Origin of the sequence: Marvinbryantia formatexigens DSM 14469 (assembly GCF_025148285.1) — a bacterium.
Taxonomy (GTDB): domain Bacteria; phylum Bacillota; class Clostridia; order Lachnospirales; family Lachnospiraceae; genus Marvinbryantia; species Marvinbryantia formatexigens.
On sequence record NZ_CP102268.1, the window covers coordinates 1,033,909 to 1,051,872 of the forward strand.

Consider the following 17,964-nt stretch of genomic DNA (forward strand, 5'->3'; position numbering starts at 1 on the left):
AATTGTCCGAGACATACCATCTGTTTCTTTTGCATTTGCATGCCTATTCTCCCGGAACGCTTTTGTTTCCGCAGATAATCCGATAAATTTTTCCATAAAAAAACACCGGCAGTCAGACCGGCGTTTTGTCATACTTCTGGAAAAATTCCAGTATTTTTCTTCTATATAATTCCGGCGCTTCGTAAGCGCTGCACAGATGACGCGCTTCCGGCACCAGCACAAGCTCTTTTGGCGCCCTGCAAACAGAATAATTGTGCAGGGTATTTTCCGGCATCACATACGTATCCTTCATGCCGTGGAAAAACAGAACCGGACGGTTGTTTTTTTTCATGGCGTCCGTTGTATCCGCATCCTTCATGCGAAAGCCTGCCAGAATCCTGCAGAACAGATTCAGCCGGAACAGCAGCAGTCCCACCCATTTCAGATGAAACCAGTTTGCCGCCATGTCCTGAATCTGCCCCTTCATGGAACTAAAACCGCAGTCCGCGATCAGTCCCTTTACCCCGCGCGGCAAATTATGCCCCGATGCTATGAGCACGGACGTCGCTCCCATTGATTCCCCATACAGATAAATGGGCAGCTTCTCCTTATTTCTCTTTGCGAGATACCAGGTCCATTCCTGCACATCCTGCTGCTCCTTCGCTCCGAAGGTGATAAATTCTCCTTCGCTCTCCCCGCAGCAGCGCTGGTCGATAAACAGAAGATTGCAGTGATGCTCGTGAAGAAACTGCGCAATGTATGCAAAATCCCCGAAGTTGCTGCCTTTATAGCCATGACTGAGCAGCACTGTGCGCTCCGCATTTTCCGCCGGCAGGTACCCGGCATGAAGCCGCAGTCCGTCTCTGCTGCAAATATAGCAGTCCTGCATACGCTGCGCCCTGCACCATGCCTTTCCCTCTTCATATTCTTTTTCAAATTTATGCCGCGGATGATTTATTTTTGCATGGGAAAGCGAAAACCACTGTTTCTTTACCTGTCTGCGGTCCTTCCTGCAGTGAACCGTCATTTCAAAAAAAGACCACCCGAACGCCATAAAGCTCCCCGCCGCCGCAGCGGCAATCCCCAGAATCTCAAATTTTGTTTTTTTCATAATATGTCATCCATTCTCCCCGTAGAAGGTCCTATAAGCTGCCCCGCAGATATTTGTAAACCTGTCTGTCTGCCGGCTCATCATATCCGGCAGGCAGATGCGAAAACCCGCATAAATGCCGCACTATATACAGCATGTCAGCCGGATGTCGCGTGAGGAGCTTCCCACGCAGTAAACATATGCTTTTTCCCTGGAGGTCTGCGCAGACACCGCCCCGCACTTTTCACCGGACGGCTCTGCCGCTTTTTCCGGGTACTGCATACCGTACAGCTCCACAGCGATTTCCACCTGTTTTTCCTCTCCCGGTTCCAGGAAGACTTTTTCAAACCCTGCCAGCTCCTGCATCACCGGTGCGTCGTCCGCCGTGTCGCGCCGGTAGACCTGCACGGTTTCTTTGCCCGCCACATCCCCGGTATTTTTTACAAAGCAGGACAGAACGCCGGTCTTTGGATTGATAACAGCGTCACGGTAGGCAAACGTCGTATACGAAAGCCCGTAGCCAAACGGGAACTGCGGTTCAATCCGGTATTTATCATTATAGCGGTAACCCACATATCTGCCCTCGCGGTACGCCACCTTATCCGTGCCCGGAAATTCGCCAAGCGAATGTGCGGAACAGTCGGTATGCGTTTTATAGAAGGTTTCCGGCAGCTTTCCGGAAGGATTCGTCTCGCCGAGAAGCACCTCCGCCAGCGCATTGCCTCCCTCCATTCCGGCATACCAGTGCCAGACAAGTGTCTTTGCCTTATCTATCCACTGCCCCATTTCCACCGGACTTCCGCCTATCATCACAATCACCATATCCGGCTTCACTTCCAGCAGCTCCGCTATCAGGCGGTCCTGCTCATAGGGCAGCTTCATGTCCCTGCGGTCGCTGCCCTCACAGTCATAATCGTGATTCAGTCCGCCCACATAAATGACGGTATCGTACTGCCCGGCAAGGCGCACCGCCTCCTTTCGCAGCGCAGCGCGCTTCTGCTGCATTTCCTGCGCAGCGGCTGCGTCCGCCGCCTGCATCTGCCCGCCGCCGTTTTCCAGACTTGTCTCCTGCCAGTTTGCGTCGCCCTGTTCCGCACCCCCGTCGCGGCAGTAGCCCGGCGTGTAATCCACCTGCGCATTCCCGCCCAGATGTGTTTTCAGCCCCATCAGCGGAGTAATTTCATAAAGCGCTTTAATCTCCGCGCTGCCGCCGCCGTTGGAATGCACGCAGGCGGCATTTTCCCCTACAAGGAGCACCTTTTTCAGCGCCGCTTTTGAAAGCGGCAGCCTGCCATCGTCATTCTTCAGAAGCACCACCGATTCGCGCGCCGCCTCCAGCGTTTTTGCGCGGTGCTCCGGCGTATTATATGCCCCGCTCTTTCGCGGTTCGTCTCCAATCATATGCAGGCGCAGCATCAGCATCAGAATATACAATACCTTCTTATCAACCGTGCTCTCCGGTATTTCGCCCGCCAGAATCTTTTTCTTCAGAGGCTCCGCCATAAAATAATCATCAAAATCAGACGTCACGGACATTTCAATATCAAGCTCCGAATATGCCGCCGCTTCCGTGTCATGCACGCCGCCCCAGTCGGAAATGATCACACCGTCAAAGCCCCATTTCTCCCGCAGAATCCTGCGCAGCAGAAAATCGCTCTGACAGCAGTGCTCCCCGTACAGACGGTTATATGCGCCCATTACCGTGTATGCCCCGCCTTCCTTTACCGCCTCATAGAATGCCGGAAGATAAAGCTCGCGCAGGACCTGCTCGTCAATCTCAACCTCCACCCAGAGCCGCTGCGTCTCCTGGTTATTCACAGCAAAATGCTTCACGCACGCCGCAACATCCCACGCCTGCACGCCGCGGATATATGCCGCCGCCAGCTTCTTAGTCAGATAGGGGTCCTCGCTGAAATATTCAAAATTTCTTCCGCAGAGCGGACTTCTTTTCAGATTCACACCGGGAGCGAGAATGACGTCCTTGCCCCTTCCTCTTGCCTCCGCGCCGAGTACACTTCCCATTTCATATGCCAGCTCCCGGTTCCAGGTCGCCGCGATCGCACTGTTGCAGGGCAGGTAAGTCACGTAATCATCGTTGTTTCCCACCGGCTTCCAGGCATCCGGCGCAAACTCCTGCCGGACCCCCATCGGACCGTCCGACATTACCAGCGGCGGAATACCGGCGCTCTCTGCTCCCGCGGTTTTGAAGAGCTGTGCGCCGTGAATCATGCCGATTTTTTCATCTAAAGATAGCTTTTCTAAAATTTCTCCGGCTTTTTGCCGCAATTCTCTGTCTGTCATATTCTGCACAAGCGTTCCTTTCTCTTGTATCGTTTCCAGCATTACTGTAAACGTCCTTATTTTTCTTCCCCTACCCATGCACATTTCCGGTCATTCAACCGCCGTTTTTCAGAACCAGCACCCCGTTTTTCTCCAGCACAAGGGTCTGTCCCGCCTGATACGTCTCCCCGGTGAGCAGATTTTCCCAGGCGCCGCCGGCGGCAAACGCCGTCTGAGCACCTGTGTGGTTGAGCAGAAACAGCACATTATTTCTGTCATTGCCGCGCACGGCTGCCTCTACGCCCTCCGGTACCGTTACCGGCGGCTGCACACCCGCATCCCGGAAAATATTTTTCAGAAAATGGCGGTAAAACGCCGCATCTGACCGCGTGCCGACATAATAAGCGCAGCCGCTGCCCAGCGTATTTTTTGTGATGACCGGCGTTCCCTGGTAGAAATCCCTGCCATATGAGGCAAGCGCCTCCGCACCGCAAAGGTGCATCAAATCGCACAGCACCGCCGCCGGATACTGCGCACCCTCATAAACAAAGCAGTTTTCCTCCCCGTCCGGCAGGGCGTCGTTCTCCTCCACCCAAATGCCGAGCACATCGCGCAGCGGTCCCGGATAGCCGCCGGGATACACCAGGTCGTGCTCATCGACGATACCGCTGAAATATGTAGTGATAAAAATGCCACCGTTTTCCACAAAGCTGCGGATACGCTCCGCCACGCCGCTTTTACACATATAAAGGAGCGGCGCGATCACTACCTTATAAGGCGTCAGCGCATCCTCCGCCCCGATGATGTCCACCGGAACATTCATGGAAAATGCCGCCGTGTAGTAGTCCTTCACGGCATCCAGATATTTCATGCGCACACTCGGTCCGGCGGAATATTCCACTGCCCACCAGTTATCCCAGTCAAACAGGATGCCCACCTCAGACGGCGTCCTCCCCTCCAGGAAAACGTCCTGCAGCGTCTCCAGCTCCGCGCCGAGCTGCGTAATTTCCCGGAAAACACGGGTATCCTCCCGCCCGGCGTGGTCAATGACAGCGCCGTGGAATTTTTCGCAGGCTCCCATCGTTCTGCGTATCTGGAAAAACTGGATGGCGTCCGCCCCGTGCGCCGCCGCCTGGTAGCTTAAAAGGCGCATCTCGCCCGGTCTTTTCAGACGGTTGTACGGATGCCAGTTTGTGACGCTCGGCGTCTGTTCCATCAGCACGAAGGAATCCTGCCCGCCGATACCCCGCATCAAATCGTGATTCAGCGCCACCTCCGCCGGGCTGTCCTCCGGATGCGGATAACTGTCCCAGGAAACAAAATCCATTTCCTTTGCCCATTTCTGATAATCGAGCGGCTTATAAAAGCCCATCAGGTTGGTCGTAACCGGAACCTGCGGCATCACGCGGCGGATGGCGTCGCGCTCCAGACAGAAGCACTCCAGCATACTGTCCGAATTAAACCGCCGGTAATCCAGCGAAATTCCCTGGAACATGGTCCGCTCCTCCCCGCTCTGCGACCGGAAATGCTCGCTTAAAAAGTTTGGCGGCACCACCTCGTCCCAGTCGTAGAAGGTATGTCCCCAGAAGGCTGTATAAAATGCGCGGTTCATATTTTCCACCGTGCCATACTTCTTTTTCAGCCATTCGCGGAAAGCACGCTCACAGTTTTCGCAGTAGCACTCGCCGCCAAATTCGTTGGAAATATGCCACGCCACGATATTGTCATAATCACGGTAGCGCTCCGCCAGCTTTCCGGCAAGCTTTGCCGCGTAATGCCGGTAGGTAGGGCTGTTGGGGCAGGAATTGTGCCGCCCGCCAAACCGGCGCTTTCTGCCCTCCGCGTCCGTGCGCAGAATATCCGGATGACGCCGCGCCATCCATGCCGGGTGCGCACCCGTGGACGTGGCAAGACACACCAGAAAGCCCTCGCTTCGCATCAGCTCCATAATCTTATCCAGCTTTTCAAAATCGTAAACATCCTCGTCCGGCTGCAGCGCCGCCCAACTGAATACATTCAGCGTCACCATATTAATATGCGCCTTTTTCATCAGGCGGACGTCCTCCTGCCAGACCTCTTCGGGCCACTGCTCCGGATTATAGTCCCCTCCGTAAAGAATCTTTTTTATCTTTTTTCCGTATGCCATTTTCCTTAATCCTCCTTCAGCAAATCTGTCGCCAGCTCCTGCATGATCTGGTCCGCCTCCGCCATCAGCTCCGCGCAGCACTTCAGCTCTTTTTGCATATCGTCCGTGAGCACATGGTCTTTTTTATACCGGAGCTGATGCTCCGTGCTCGCCCAGCAGTTCATGGCAATCGAACGGAGCTGGATTTCCACCGGAATCTTCTGCATCTGCTCGGAAAAAAAGACGTCGACCAGCACAATCAGATGCAGACTGCGGTATCCGTTTTCCTTCGGCTGCTTTATATAATCCTTCATCGTCACCAGGCTGATGTCCTTCTGGGACAGCAGCATCCGCGCCACCTGGTATACGTCGGAGATAAACGGACAGATTACCCGCACTCCGGCGATATCGTATATATTGCTCATCATGGCGCTGATCGTCATGGGCAGCCCCTTCTTTTTCATCTTTTCTACAATACTCTGCTCTGATTTTACCCGCCCTTTCACGCTTTCAATCGGATTGCGGTCATTGCCGTACTGGAATTCCCGGTTCAGGATCTCCAGCTTCGCCATAATCTGCTGCAGCCCCGCCTCATAAAAAAACAAGGCCCGGCTGAACTGTTTTTCTGTATCCAGATAATCATAAATCTGAGGCAGCAGCCTGTCGTCCCGCGCTACCTCCGTATAGGTTGTCTCGCTGACCTCCTTGCGCACTGTCACATCCACTGTATTTTTCACTTTCATACACCTCTATATTCTGTTTCTTCAATTCTCCGCCGGCAGCTTCCGGTTCTGGAACTCCCCGGCATTTTCTATTGTAACCTTCTCGTAGGGCAGGTAAATATAGCGCTCGTTTTCAAATGCGATTTCATCCATACCTTCCCCGGTAATCAGAGCGGCTGTCAGCGTGGCCATCGCCCCCGCCTGCCCCTCTTTATCATTATACACCGTTCCCGCCATCCTGCCATCCAGAACCGCCTCCAGCCCCACATCGGTGCCGTCGATTCCGAAAAATACCGGCATGGCGTCCCCTGGCGTGTTCAGCGCCGCGTAAGCATCCAGGGCTCCGAGAATCATATCGTCGTTGTTCGCCAGCACCAGCTCAATCTGGTCCTTATACTGCCCTATCATCTGTGTCATGCGGTTCTGCGCCTGGGCGCGGCTCCAGTTAGCGATGCCGTAGCTCAGCTTTTCCAGCCGGATATCGTTCTGCTTCAGGGTATCCACCGCATTCTCCGTGCGGATGATAGCGTCCTGATGCCCCGGCTCGCCCTCCAGCACCACATACTGGATTTTTCCGTCCCCGTTGCGGTCGATTTCCGGATTTTCCTTAATCGCCTCCGCCGCCAGCTCGCCCTGCATGGTGCCCGACTGCTCCGCATAAGCGCCCACATAGTACAGCCCGCTCCACTGCAGCATGTCCTCCGCGACCGGCTCCCGGTTAAAGAAAATAATCGGCACATCCCTGTCCCTGGCGCTGTCAATAATCTCCGAAGGGTCCGTCCGGTCTACCAGGTTTACGCAGAGCACGCTGCAGCCCGCTTCCAGCAGTTCCTTTATCTGGTCATTCTGCGTCCGCTGCAGTCCGGCGGCATCCATCACTGTCACGGAGACGGTCCGCCCGTCCTCCTGGTACTCTCCAAGCTGTTCCTTATAGCTCTCGACCAGCGAATTAATAAACGTATCGCTTTTGTCGTAGCACGCCACGCCGACGCGGAAGCTCTCCCCCTCCGGCTGTCCTCTGCCGCAGGCGGTAAGCAGCGCCGCCGCGCTCGCCGTAAGCGCCGCCCGTAAAATATTCTTTCTGCTCATTTATCCTCCCCTCCGCCGCGCAGCAACTCCGGTAAGCCATCTGCTGTTCACTTTGTCCACTGCAGCACTTTCATCCTGCCAGCTACTGGCTCATTGAAAAAAGAAGCTCCTGATTTTCTCTTGAAAACAGTGTTTCCCGGTAAAGCATTATATGAGAAACCGTAGTGTCCTTCATATCGTAAAACCGGCTTTGAAGCCTGCGCGCCACCTCCGTGACGCTCTGGTAGCCGACATTAAATTCATCCGGTACCACCAGACACTCTGCGTTTCCCATATCAAGCTGATAAACCGCCTCCGTGGAATGCCCGATTCCATAAACCAGCGCGCCGTGCAGATTGTTCGCCCCCGCCTCTTTCCCGGCGGCCACCAGACTGCTGTCATCCAGACAGATTACGAAATCCACCGGCTCCTGCGCCTCCAGGAGCTCCTCCCAGCCATCCTGCCCGGAATTCTGCACGGACCAGGCAACCGTGCCGCCCGCCTCCTTTAGCGCGCCGGTAAAGCCGCTCTCTCTGTCCTTTCCCTCTTCCGCCTCCGCCATATCTGACAGAAGCCCGACGGTCCTGCCTGCAAGGCTGCCTCCGCAGTCCGCAAGAAGCTCCTCCGCCAGGGCGGCGCCCATCGCATAATTGTCCGGTCCGGTGGCGGCTGCCGACACGCCTTCCTTTGCAAAGGACGGGCAGCCCGTCACCATAACAGGCACCCTGCCGTCGATCCGCTCCAGCAGCCCGACGGTCCCGCCGTCCGGATGAAGCTGGAGAATCACCGCATCCGCGCCGTTTACAATCTCACGCTCCAGCGCCGTTTCCTCTTCCCCGGCATCCGGCTGTTCCCCTGCGCTGACAATCAGCACATCGACCCCGGCGTCTTCCGCTGCTGCCCGCAGTCCGTACTTAAACGCCGCCCAACGGCTTGCGTCCGGCTCCTGCAGAATCACCGCGATCCGGTCCGGCTCCCGCCCTCTGTATTCGCGCAGCATGGCGGCTGTCACCAGAATCAGTATCCCCGCCAGCGTCACCTCTATCAGAATAAACACCCTTCTGCTATCCTTCATCGCTCTCTTCCTTACCCCTGGTTTCTTCCCTGCTGAAAACATACCCGTTTTCCAGACGCCTGCGGTTTTCCTCCGTAAAGGGGATTGCCGGCAGCCGGATGGAAACGACGGTTCCTTCATCCGGTTCGCTCTCAATGCTCAGACCGTATGCTTTTCCAAACAGAAGCTGTATCCGCTGGTTTACATTCACCAGACCGACGCCGGAACCATGCTTGTGCACCCGGTTGTTGTCTGTCAGCAGAAGCTGCGCCTCCTCCTCCGGAATGCCGATTCCATTGTCCTTCACCGCCAGCAGCACATTGTCGCCGTCCATCTTCGCGATAATGGTAATCTCTCCGTCGTCCATGCCGCTGACGCCGTAATTGATGGCGTTTTCCAGAAGCGGCTGCAGAATCAGCTTGGCGGCGCAATAGTCCTCCACCTCCGGCTCTATCTCCTGCCGGACCGTAAAGGAATCCTTGCAGCGCACCTTCTGGATATTCATGTAGGTCTGCGCGTGCTGCAGCTCATCCCGCACGCAGATGACTGTATAGCCCCGCGACAGGCTGAGCCGGAAAAACCGTGCGAGCTGCGTGACCATATAGGCGGCTCCATCGTTCTGCCCGTCCTCGATCATCCAGGTGATGGAATCGAGGGCATTGTAGAGAAAATGCGGATTAATCTGGCTCTGCAGCGCGTCCAGCTCGCTCTTTCTCCGCTCATTCTGCTCCCAGACGATGGTTTTCATCAGCTCCTCAATCTGCTCATACGATTTCTGGATGGAATAGCCGAGATGACGGATTTCCTGGGAGCCGCCAATGTAAATCCCCGGTTTTTCCCCCGCCTCGTATTCCAGCACCGACTCGTTCAGCTTCAGAATCGGGCGCGAGATACGCACCGATACAATGCGGTTGAGCACCACCAGCATCATTGCCATCAGAAGCAGCATCATGACCAGAAAGTAGCGGAGATTGACCATGCCGTAGGCGAACATTTCCTCCGGCAGCACTCCGACCAGCTTCCAGCCGGTATAGCTGACGGTACTGACGAGCACCTTCCGGTTTTCGCCGTCAAACACCTCGTCATAAACGCCGTCCTTGTACGCTGCCGCGATGCGGTTGTTTTCCCGCCCGATACCGTCGGCAAGCTGTGTCTGGCGCGGATGGAAAATAATCTCCCCGCTGCTGTCGCAGAGATAATAATACTCCCCGCTGTTTGCGTCATTGATTTTTTTCATCAGCCGGGAAATGCCGGAAAAATCCATATCCACCAGCAGCACGCCCTGTACGGAATCTCCGCCGTTTGTCAGCTCCACCATGCGGCTCAGGGAGATCACCCAGTAATAGCGGTAAGTTGCGTCATGGAAAAGATTCTGGATATGCGGTGTGGAAAAATGCATATTTTCCACCTCCTCCATCGCCCGCACAAACCAGCCCTGCTGCGTGACATTCGGGTCCTCCTTCTGCGCCGCGACCGGCTCCGCCGTAATCAGGCTGCCGTAATGGTCGTAAAGGGCGATGCTCCTTAAATTTTCCTTGTTCGCCTCGTATAAAAGGTTCAGACTTTTCTGGATGTCCTGGATTTCCCCGGAAATATCATATTCCTTGATGGCGTTGTAATATGCCGCGTCCGAGACCTGCCGCATGGCAATCAGATAATCCTCCAGGCTCTCCCCGGTCTGCTCCATCAGCTTCTGCGCGCTTCTGACTGTTTCACCGCGGTACACCACAGAAAAGCGCGCTTCCAGCACCAGACCGAGAATCAGCATCAGCGAAATCGATATTACGGAAAAGGTGAGCATAATCGTCGACTGGATGCCCCGGTGCGTTATTTTTTCCAGATATCCGAAATACTTGTTTTTCACTCTTTTGTATGCTCCGTTCTGTATTTGGAAGGCGACACGCCAAAGCATCGCTTAAACACATAGCTGAAATAATTGGAATCCGTGTAGCCTACGCTCTTCGCGATCACATAGCTCTTTTCGTTCGTCTCTATCAGCATACGGGACGCCTGCTCCATGCGGAAATCCGTCAGATAAGTGGTGAAGGACTTCCCGGTCTCCCGCTTGAAGGTCGTGGAAAAATAGGAGTTTGACACGCCGAGCAGCTCACAGATGGAATCCAGTGAGAGCGTCTCATCGGCATAATTGCTGTGTACATATTCCTTTGCCTTCCGTATATAGGATTTCGTCGAGCTGCTGCGGGCGCTGATTAACTGGGAGCGCAGCGAAAGCCCTGTCTCCGTCAGCCATTTCTGCAGCGTATCCGGCTCCAGCTCCAGCAGATAATTGTACAGCTTCTTCATATCCCCCGAAAGCGCCCCGGTGCTGATGTCGTTGTTTGCCAGAAAACGGTACAGCGCGCTCACCAGCTCCATGATGTGTATCTGGTACTGCTGCAGGGAATTTACCGGGGAGGCAATCCGCTTCAGATATTTCTCCGCCGCCTCCTGTACCTCCGCGGCGCTTCCCAGACGGATGGCTTTCAAAAGATTTGACAGCTCCGCTTCCGCCTCGGTATCTATTTTCCCCGGCTCCTGCGGAACGATTTCCTGGATATTGATTGCGCGGGCGGCGCCGTAAATGCCGCGGTAGGAGACCGCCTCTCTTGCCCCGCTGTAGGACTGCGCCAGCTCCAGAACAGAGTGACAGACCCGCCCGATTCCCACGGTGACGACGGCGCCGACGATGCGGCGGACATACCGGCAGAACCGGTCGCATTCATCTGTCACCTCGGATACATCATTCTCATTTTCAAGCTGCGCGATCAGCACCATATTTCCCAGATAGAAAAAGCTCTTCGCCTGCCATTTCTGCACGAGACGCTCCTCCACCTGCTTCTGCACGGACGCCGCCAGCAGCAGCGGACTCATTTCCTCCGGCACCTGGCTCGCCGAGGTGTGGATCACCAGACAGCAGTAACAGCTTCCCGAAAAAGAAATCTGGTAGTCCTCCAGGTATTTGGGAAGCTCCTCCTCCGGAATCCTGCCCTCAATAAGCGTGGAATAAAAGTTGGTCTGCAGAAGAGGCAGCGATTCTGTGTAGTATTTCTGCAGAATCTCCACATTCCGCTTTTCGCTGATTTCCTGGTCAAGCTTCGCCTTCACCCGCGAGAAAACGCGCGTCAGCTCCGGCGCATTGACCGGCTTCAGAATGTACTCCTCCACCTCCAGGCGGACCGCCTCCTTAGCATATTCAAATTCATCGAAACCGGTAAACAGCAGAATTTTCGTGGTGGGAAATTCCGCTTTTATCCTGCCCGCCAGCTCCATTCCATCCATATAGGGCATCCGGATGTCCGTCATAACGACGTCCGGCTGATATTCCTCCACCAGCTCCAGCGCCTTCACCCCGTTGCTGGCGGAACCGATGACTGAAAAGCCCATCCCCTCCCAGTCAATTTTTTTCATGATAATCTGCGTTACCTCTTCCTCATCATCCACCAGAAGTACCGTATAGTTGTTTGTTTCCATGATGATTCTCCTGCTTATTTTCCTGTCTTTTATCTCCGGTATCATGCTGTCGGAGACAAAAAGCCAGACTATGATGCCTGCGGATTTTTTGCGCCGTGCATCTGGCATCATTATAGCAGAGATACCGGGAAACGTCCACCGGATGTTTCCTGTAGTTGTCTGTATACATCAGTCTCAACCCCACAGGATCAGCTTCGCGTCGCAGCAGGTGTCTGAGACTTCCGTAAACAGTAATTACAATTTTTCAATATACCTCTTGACACATAATACTATGTATTATATAGTATAATGCATAAGGAGGTAACGATATGGATATACAGCTAAAAAAGGGGATTCTGGAATTCTGTGTGCTTGCCGCGCTTTATCAGACGGATTCCTACGGATATCAGATTATCAAGGATATTTCGCCCTGCATCGAAATCTCGGAATCCACTCTGTACCCTATCCTGAAGCGGCTGGAGGCAAACGCCTGCGTGGAGACGTATTCTGTAGAGCACAACGGCCGCCTGCGCAAATATTACCGCATCACGCCAAAGGGCCGGGAACGCGCGCAGGAGTTTTTGAACGACTGGCAGCAACTGCTGCAAATCTACGAATTTGTGAAAGGAGCAATCAACCATGAATAAACTGGAATTTCTGGCACGTCTGGAAAAGCTTTTGAAAGGGCTGCCAAAGAAGGAGCGCGAAACGCACCTTTCCTATTACCGTGAAATGATTGAGGACGCCATAGAGGACGGCTGCGCCGAGGAGGAGGCCGTGGCGCGCATCGGCAGCCCCGGCGAAATTGCCGAACAGATTCTCTCTGAGCAGGAGACTCCCGCAAAGCCGGTTTCTGCGGGCAAAAAAATTGTCATCGCCATTCTGCTGATTATCGGCTCGCCGCTCTGGGGTTCTATCCTGCTCGCCGCGGCTGCGCTTGGCGACGGAGTTCTTATCACTGTGCTGGCGCTGGTGCTTTGCGCCTATATCGTAATCTGGTGTCTTCCGGTTACGACCGGCGCGCTGTCGCTGGCCTGCCTGCTGCTTGCCGTCGTCAGCACCGTCGGAGCATTTCCCGTTTTCTTTCATAATGCCGCGCTCGGCGTCCTGCAGTTCGGCATCGGGATTTTATCCGCCGGCATCTTTATCCTCGCCGGTTATCTGACGCTGCTTCTCGGACAATTTTTTATCGGCATCACGATTCGTTTCAGCAGGTGGCTGAAACGCCTGTTCACCAGAAAGAAAAACATGGTCAAGAAGGAGGTAACCCCGCAGGGGGATACCATTATGACCTGTAAAACATGGTCAGAAAGGAGGTAACCGCATGAACAGCAAAAGAAATTTTCTTTCTTTACTTAGAAAAAAAGCCCTTCCGGGCGGTATCACGTTTCTTGCAGCCGGGATTCTCATCTGCTTTATCGGCTTTGCAATGGCGCATTTTGATTTCAGTAATTTAGAGTTTCCCGGCACTCCGAAGTGGTATCTGACAGTGCATATAGATGAGGGACAGTTTGAGCTTGGCATCCGCCTTGGCGAGGATGCGCGCATTACGGGGTTTTCGGTCAATCACTGAAGAAGCACACGGTATACCTGTGTAAAAGTGATGGCAGGCATGTGCTCTGATGGGAAACAACGGCAATCATGCACTGCGGTGAAAGGCATTGTGTGATGGCTGTCATCCCCGGCGGGCTGTCATACACGAAAACACGACCGGCTGCCTTTGCTTCACTGCGTTTTATCTGCCCGGACGTCGTTCGCTATAGAAGCGTTTGCTCCTCGTCCGGGCACAAAACTTGTGAAGCGCAGTCGCCGGTCTATCGTTTTCTTTGTATGACAGCCCGCCGGGGATTCAGACTGCATCACGCATTCCTTTCGTTCCGCCACAGAGCTGATTAAATGTAGCAGGGCTGCCCTGTTACGGTTAAAACAGCTTTCTGTCACAGGATTGTCAGCCGGGGCTGCCGTCATTATGTTGTTTTACGTATTCCGTATAGGTTACATTTTTATATTTTTTGAAGCATTTTCCAAAGTATCCGGCATCCGGTATGCCCACTTCTTCCGCCGCCTGGTACAGCTTTTTCCCTTGAAGCGCAAGCTCACACGCTTTTTCCACGCGGTATGCCGTCAGATAGTCGATAAAGTTTTCGCCTGTTTTTTCTTTAAATTTCCTGCTGAAATACGCCGGATTAAAGCCAAATTTCCGGGCGATATAGGTCAGATTAATCTGTGGATCGGCATAATTTTCTTCAATGAAGCGGATATACTCATTTACACTGATTTTTTTATTCTCATCCCCTTCTTCGCGTGGGCGCTCCCCAATCTGCGCAATCGTATCCCGCAGCGCAGCTTCCAGCTCTTTCCGCGAAATCGGTTTCAGCAGATATTTTGAAATGCCCAGCTCCATACACCGTCTGGCATATTCAAAGTCCTGATAAGCAGTGATAATAATTATTTTCATGTCAGGATAAATATCGTGCATGTAACCGGCAAAGCTGATTCCGTCCATAAACGGCATCTGGATATCAACCAGCGCAATATCCGGGCACAGGTCATCTATAATATGAATCGCCTCGATACCACTCTGCGCTTCCCCGACGACCTCCGCCCCCAGTTCATCCCAGTTGACCAGCCTTTTAATCAGGCTGCGTACTGCTTTTTCATCATCCATTATCATTACTCTGTACATGTTCCCTGTCCTTTTCAAATGGCACAAACAATTTGATTTCGCAAAATACGCCCTCTTCGCTGTTTATCTCATATGTTTTTTCCTGCCCGTAAATGGTTTTCAGACGTTCCAGCGTTTTTCTGAGCCCGAAGCCTCTTCCATCCGGCTGCCGCAGCTTTTCCAGTTTTTCCGGTGTCATGCCGATTCCCGTATCATAAACTGTCAGAACCACCAGCGCATCCTGCCTCTCTGCCCGGATGATGATTTTGCCCTTCTCGCCCTTCGGACGGATTCCATGATACAGAGAGTTCTCCACAAGCGGCTGGAGAATCAGCTTCGGCACCAGACAGTCCCAGCATCCCGGTTCAATCTCGTATTCCTCATCCAGTATCTCTCCATAGCGGTATTTCTGTATTTTCAGATAGGCTTCCACCGTCGCAATTTCCGTTTTCAGCGGCACCGTATCTTCCCCGCGGTTCAGAAAATACCTGTAAAATTCGCCGAGACTTTCCACCGCCTCATAGATTTCCTCCCGCGGACTCTCCAGCGACATGTAGCCGATAGTCTCCAGAGTATTATACAGAAAATGCGGATTGAGCTGCTCCAGCATCACGTCCAGCTTCGCCTGCTGCGCCGCCTTTTCCTGCTCAACGAGCTCTTCTATCAGTTTATTGACCTGTATCAGCATCTGATTATAGCTGTCCTTCAGATTACGGATTTCCGTCGTATGCGTCTCTACACTCACCCTGTGAAGCCAGCCCTGCTCCACCTGCTTCATTGCCGCCACCAGCTTTTCAATCGGTCTTGTAATCCACACCGAAATATAAAAACGGATAATCATAAAACACAGGATTGCCAGCACCGCGCCCGTTATAATCATAATCCAGGTCTGTCCTTTATAATAAGCCTGCGCGGAAATTTTCTGAAGAAATATAAGACGTATCGGCGTATCCGGCACAACATAACTGCAGACAAGATTTTTGTCTTTTACATAACTGAATTCCCCGTTCTGCTTCGCTTCCGGAAAGTCTGTCTGCAGCACGTTGCGCTGACCGCAGAGGAACTCGCCATCCGTACTTAAAATTGCCAGTTCCTGATTGGAAAGCTGCAAATCCTGCAGGATATTTTCCAGAAACGCCGTCGTGTAATTAACAGCGATAATTCCCATCTCTTTCTGGGTTTCGGGGTCATATATCATGCGCAGAAAAGTGATTACCGGCTTCCCGGACTGCAGACCAAACAAACCGTTTCCGTTAATCTGTATCAGATAGCCTCCCGCTTTTTCCGCAATCGCCTCTTTCCAGGCATCGTCCTGCAGCACCTCCGGATTCACCGTGGTGTCCTTGTCTATGATATTAATATAGCTGCCGTCCTTTTTAAAAATAAAGACAGACTTTACTCTAGAAAACTGATTGGTTATGCTATAAATCTTGCGGATAGCCGTATAAGACACAGAATACTTTGTCTCACCCTCTTCGCGCAGGTATTCCATAATTTCATCGGAAAACATAATCATCTTACTCATGGTGCTGACCTGTTCAAAGCTGTTATTAATATTGCTTCCAATCGACACAAGCATACCTTCTCCGGACTGGATGGCATATTCATTCATGCTCCGCTGTGCAGAATAAAACATCACAAACCCCAGTACCAGTGTATAAATAATGATAATTCCGGTGAACAGCCGGTTTATCTGACTGTTCAATTTCACTGTTCCAAACAGCTTTTCCGGTCTTCTGCCCCACTTTTTCTTCATGCTATCCCTTAATCGCTCCTGCCACGAGACTGTCCTGTACCTTTTTGCTCATAAATAAATATACTATAACTGTAGGAATGGTTGCAATAACCAAAGCTGCTCCGATCGGTCCCCAGTTGGTGCTGTAGGTACCCACCAGGCTCTGCATTCCGACCGTGAGCGTCCTGTGAGCGGAATCGCTGACAAAAACGGTTGCAAACATCAGCTCATTCCATGCCTGCAGAAAGGTAAAAATGGCAATCGTTGAAACCGCCGGCTTCATCAGCGGTACAATAATGCGGAAGAATATGCCAAAGGTCCCGCAGCCGTCCATACAAGCCGATTCCTCCAGCTCTTCCGGAATATTCATCATAAAGCTGTTGCATATCATAATCGCCATAGCAAGTGCAAACGCCGTATATGGAATGAACAATGAGGAAAATGTATTCAGCATATGCATGGAACGCAGAATCAGAAATACCGGCAGCAGCGCCGCATGAATGGGCAGCGTCAGTCCCAGCATAAAAATATTGTTCAGCAGCGTGCGTCCCTTCCACAAAAGTCTGGAAACAGCATAGGACGCCATCAGCGCAATCACAAGCGTCAGGAAAATCGTTATTCCGGTTACCAGTATACTGTTAAAAAAGTATCTCCCCATCTGCCCTTTTGTAAGCGCTTCCACATAGTTTGTAAGATTCCAGGATTCCGGCAGACTGAGCGCGCTTTTGTTAAATATCTCATTGTTGTCTTTAAACGAAAACAGAATCATCCAGTAAAGAGGAAAGATACTTATCACCGTCCAGAGCAATAAAATCAGATAGAACAAATATTTTCCGATAAAACCTGTATATTTTTTCATGCCGCCTGTTCCTCCCCCTCCACTTTAAATATCTTCTTAATCAGAATAGCAGTAGCAAAGCAGATTACAATAATAAATATGGCAATCGCACTTCCCGAACCGTATTTATTTTTCATAAAAATGTCTGTGAACATCAGCGTGCTTGGCACCTCGCTGGCATGAGCCGGTCCGCCGTTTGTCAGAACGTAAATCATATCAAAGGATTTAAATGCACCTGTCACGCCGAAAATCAGGCATACCCGCAGTACCGGCTTCAAAAGCGGAATCAGGATATGAAAGCAGGTCTGCGTATAGGTTGCCCCGTCAATATAGGCAGCCTCCTTCAGCTCCGGATTGATGGATTTGATTCCCGCATACAGCAAAAGCATATGGTATCCCACATACTGCCAGATAATCGGGACAAACACCGCCCACATTACCGTATCCTTTTCCCCCAGCCAGGTATGGCACCAGGATTCCAGCCCCAGCGTGCGCAGTATCGAATTCAGCACGCCATAATCCGGATTATATATTTTTATCCAGAGCTGACCGATTACAACAGTAGATAAAAGTACCGGAATAAAAAATACTGTGACGAAAAAACGCTCTCCCCTGATTCCTTTTGCCAGCCCCAGCGCCAGGAACAGCGCGAAGGGAAGCTGGATAAATACTGCGCCTGCCGCCAGCATAAGCATGTGCACAATCGATTTGGAAAATCCGGATGTTTTGCTTGTAAATAATTCCTTATAGTTCTCCAGCCCCACAAGAATTCCGTCTGTAATTCCATCCCAGTCCAGCAGACTGTAGTATCCCGAACAGAAAATCGGGATAATGATAATCCCCGCAAACAAAAGCACCGCCGGCAGCAGGAACACAAAAATTGCCAGCTTGTTTTTTCTTACTTTATCCACCCAAAGTCCCTCCTTTATAAAAAGAATCCCGTTTTGCGCGATTCAAA

Annotated in this window: 15 protein-coding genes; 3 read left to right on the top strand and 12 right to left on the bottom strand. The window is 52.4% G+C overall.

Features of this window, described 5'->3' with window-relative positions; all coding sequences use genetic code 11:
- Positions 1-112: 112 nt before the first annotated feature.
- The 8 genes from NQ534_RS05130 to NQ534_RS05165 all read right to left on the bottom strand — a co-directional run bounded on the left by NQ534_RS05130 (position 113) and on the right by NQ534_RS05165 (position 11,789).
- The gene (locus NQ534_RS05130; protein ID WP_242874366.1) at positions 113-1,090 is read right to left on the bottom strand and encodes an alpha/beta hydrolase; all 978 of its coding nucleotides are present in this window, start codon (positions 1,088-1,090) and stop codon (positions 113-115) included.
- Positions 1,091-1,213: 123 nt separating this feature from the next.
- On the bottom strand, positions 1,214-3,412 hold the full coding sequence (locus tag NQ534_RS05135) for a glycoside hydrolase family 3 C-terminal domain-containing protein (protein WP_242655379.1): 2,199 nt from the start codon (positions 3,410-3,412) through the stop codon (positions 1,214-1,216).
- A 52-nt stretch (positions 3,413-3,464) separates the two neighbouring features.
- Entirely contained in the window at positions 3,465-5,495 is a 2,031-nt protein-coding gene (locus NQ534_RS05140) for a beta-galactosidase (protein ID WP_006862895.1), read from the bottom strand.
- A 5-nt stretch (positions 5,496-5,500) separates the two neighbouring features.
- Positions 5,501-6,217 (bottom strand): GTP pyrophosphokinase, encoded by a 717-nt coding sequence (locus NQ534_RS05145; RefSeq protein WP_006862894.1) that lies wholly within the window; start codon positions 6,215-6,217, stop codon positions 5,501-5,503.
- Between the two features lie 21 nt (positions 6,218-6,238).
- Entirely contained in the window at positions 6,239-7,285 is a 1,047-nt protein-coding gene (locus NQ534_RS05150) for a galactose ABC transporter substrate-binding protein (RefSeq protein ID WP_006862893.1), read from the bottom strand.
- An 82-nt stretch (positions 7,286-7,367) separates the two neighbouring features.
- On the bottom strand, positions 7,368-8,339 hold the full coding sequence (locus NQ534_RS05155) for a sugar ABC transporter substrate-binding protein (protein WP_006862892.1): 972 nt from the start codon (positions 8,337-8,339) through the stop codon (positions 7,368-7,370).
- Positions 8,329-10,230: a cache domain-containing sensor histidine kinase gene (locus tag NQ534_RS05160; protein ID WP_006862891.1), complete on the bottom strand. Its 1,902-nt coding sequence runs from the start codon at positions 10,228-10,230 to the stop codon at positions 8,329-8,331. Before NQ534_RS05160 ends, NQ534_RS05155 begins: the two co-directional genes overlap by 11 nt.
- Positions 10,179-11,789 (bottom strand): response regulator, encoded by a 1,611-nt coding sequence (locus NQ534_RS05165; RefSeq protein ID WP_040784084.1) that lies wholly within the window; start codon positions 11,787-11,789, stop codon positions 10,179-10,181. The genes NQ534_RS05160 and NQ534_RS05165 overlap by 52 nt, the downstream gene beginning before the upstream one ends.
- Positions 11,790-12,097: 308 nt before the next feature.
- Between NQ534_RS05165 and NQ534_RS05170 the strand changes: the two genes are divergently transcribed.
- Genes NQ534_RS05170 through NQ534_RS05180 form a run of 3 tightly spaced genes read left to right on the top strand, consistent with a single transcriptional unit; the run spans position 12,098 to position 13,341 of the window.
- Positions 12,098-12,415, top strand: a complete 318-nt coding sequence (locus NQ534_RS05170; RefSeq protein WP_006862889.1) for a PadR family transcriptional regulator — start codon at positions 12,098-12,100, stop codon at positions 12,413-12,415.
- A complete protein-coding gene (locus NQ534_RS05175) occupies positions 12,408-13,088 on the top strand; it encodes a DUF1700 domain-containing protein (protein ID WP_006862888.1) in 681 nt (226 codons plus the stop codon). Before NQ534_RS05170 ends, NQ534_RS05175 begins: the two co-directional genes overlap by 8 nt.
- A 4-nt stretch (positions 13,089-13,092) precedes the next feature.
- Positions 13,093-13,341 (top strand): hypothetical protein, encoded by a 249-nt coding sequence (locus NQ534_RS05180; protein WP_006862887.1) that lies wholly within the window; start codon positions 13,093-13,095, stop codon positions 13,339-13,341.
- 375 nt (positions 13,342-13,716) lie between these two features.
- On the opposite strand, the gene NQ534_RS05185 is transcribed toward NQ534_RS05180, so the two are convergent.
- From NQ534_RS05185 to NQ534_RS05200, 4 genes are read right to left on the bottom strand one after another with little or no spacing between them, the layout of a single operon-like run.
- On the bottom strand, positions 13,717-14,454 hold the full coding sequence (locus NQ534_RS05185) for a response regulator transcription factor (protein WP_040784009.1): 738 nt from the start codon (positions 14,452-14,454) through the stop codon (positions 13,717-13,719).
- Positions 14,429-16,189 carry a sensor histidine kinase gene (locus tag NQ534_RS05190; RefSeq protein WP_006862883.1) on the bottom strand — a complete coding sequence of 587 codons (1,761 nt, stop codon included), beginning with the start codon at positions 16,187-16,189 and terminating at the stop codon, positions 14,429-14,431. Before NQ534_RS05190 ends, NQ534_RS05185 begins: the two co-directional genes overlap by 26 nt.
- A 1-nt stretch (position 16,190) precedes the next feature.
- Positions 16,191-17,027, bottom strand: coding sequence for a carbohydrate ABC transporter permease (locus NQ534_RS05195; RefSeq protein WP_006862882.1), 837 nt, complete (start codon positions 17,025-17,027; stop codon positions 16,191-16,193).
- The gene (locus tag NQ534_RS05200) at positions 17,024-17,917 is read right to left on the bottom strand and encodes a carbohydrate ABC transporter permease (protein ID WP_006862881.1); all 894 of its coding nucleotides are present in this window, start codon (positions 17,915-17,917) and stop codon (positions 17,024-17,026) included. Before NQ534_RS05200 ends, NQ534_RS05195 begins: the two co-directional genes overlap by 4 nt.
- Positions 17,918-17,964: the final 47 nt, after the last annotated feature.

Bases quoted from the DNA above. Each gene is read 5' to 3' on its own strand.
- NQ534_RS05165 (WP_040784084.1), bottom strand. From the start codon at position 11,789: ATGGAAACAAACAACTATACGGTACTTCTGGTGGATGATGAGGAAGAG.
- NQ534_RS05160 (WP_006862891.1), bottom strand. From the start codon at position 10,230: ATGCTTTGGCGTGTCGCCTTCCAAATACAGAACGGAGCATACAAAAGA.
- NQ534_RS05140 (WP_006862895.1), bottom strand. From the start codon at position 5,495: ATGGCATACGGAAAAAAGATAAAAAAGATTCTTTACGGAGGGGACTAT.
- NQ534_RS05175 (WP_006862888.1), top strand. From the start codon at position 12,408: ATGAATAAACTGGAATTTCTGGCACGTCTGGAAAAGCTTTTGAAAGGG.
- NQ534_RS05135 (WP_242655379.1), bottom strand. From the start codon at position 3,412: ATGCTGGAAACGATACAAGAGAAAGGAACGCTTGTGCAGAATATGACA.
- NQ534_RS05150 (WP_006862893.1), bottom strand. From the start codon at position 7,285: ATGAGCAGAAAGAATATTTTACGGGCGGCGCTTACGGCGAGCGCGGCG.
- NQ534_RS05155 (WP_006862892.1), bottom strand. From the start codon at position 8,339: ATGAAGGATAGCAGAAGGGTGTTTATTCTGATAGAGGTGACGCTGGCG.
- NQ534_RS05195 (WP_006862882.1), bottom strand. From the start codon at position 17,027: ATGAAAAAATATACAGGTTTTATCGGAAAATATTTGTTCTATCTGATT.
- NQ534_RS05180 (WP_006862887.1), top strand. From the start codon at position 13,093: ATGAACAGCAAAAGAAATTTTCTTTCTTTACTTAGAAAAAAAGCCCTT.
- NQ534_RS05145 (WP_006862894.1), bottom strand. From the start codon at position 6,217: ATGAAAGTGAAAAATACAGTGGATGTGACAGTGCGCAAGGAGGTCAGC.
- NQ534_RS05190 (WP_006862883.1), bottom strand. From the start codon at position 16,189: ATGAAGAAAAAGTGGGGCAGAAGACCGGAAAAGCTGTTTGGAACAGTG.
- NQ534_RS05185 (WP_040784009.1), bottom strand. From the start codon at position 14,454: ATGTACAGAGTAATGATAATGGATGATGAAAAAGCAGTACGCAGCCTG.
- NQ534_RS05170 (WP_006862889.1), top strand. From the start codon at position 12,098: ATGGATATACAGCTAAAAAAGGGGATTCTGGAATTCTGTGTGCTTGCC.
- NQ534_RS05130 (WP_242874366.1), bottom strand. From the start codon at position 1,090: ATGAAAAAAACAAAATTTGAGATTCTGGGGATTGCCGCTGCGGCGGCG.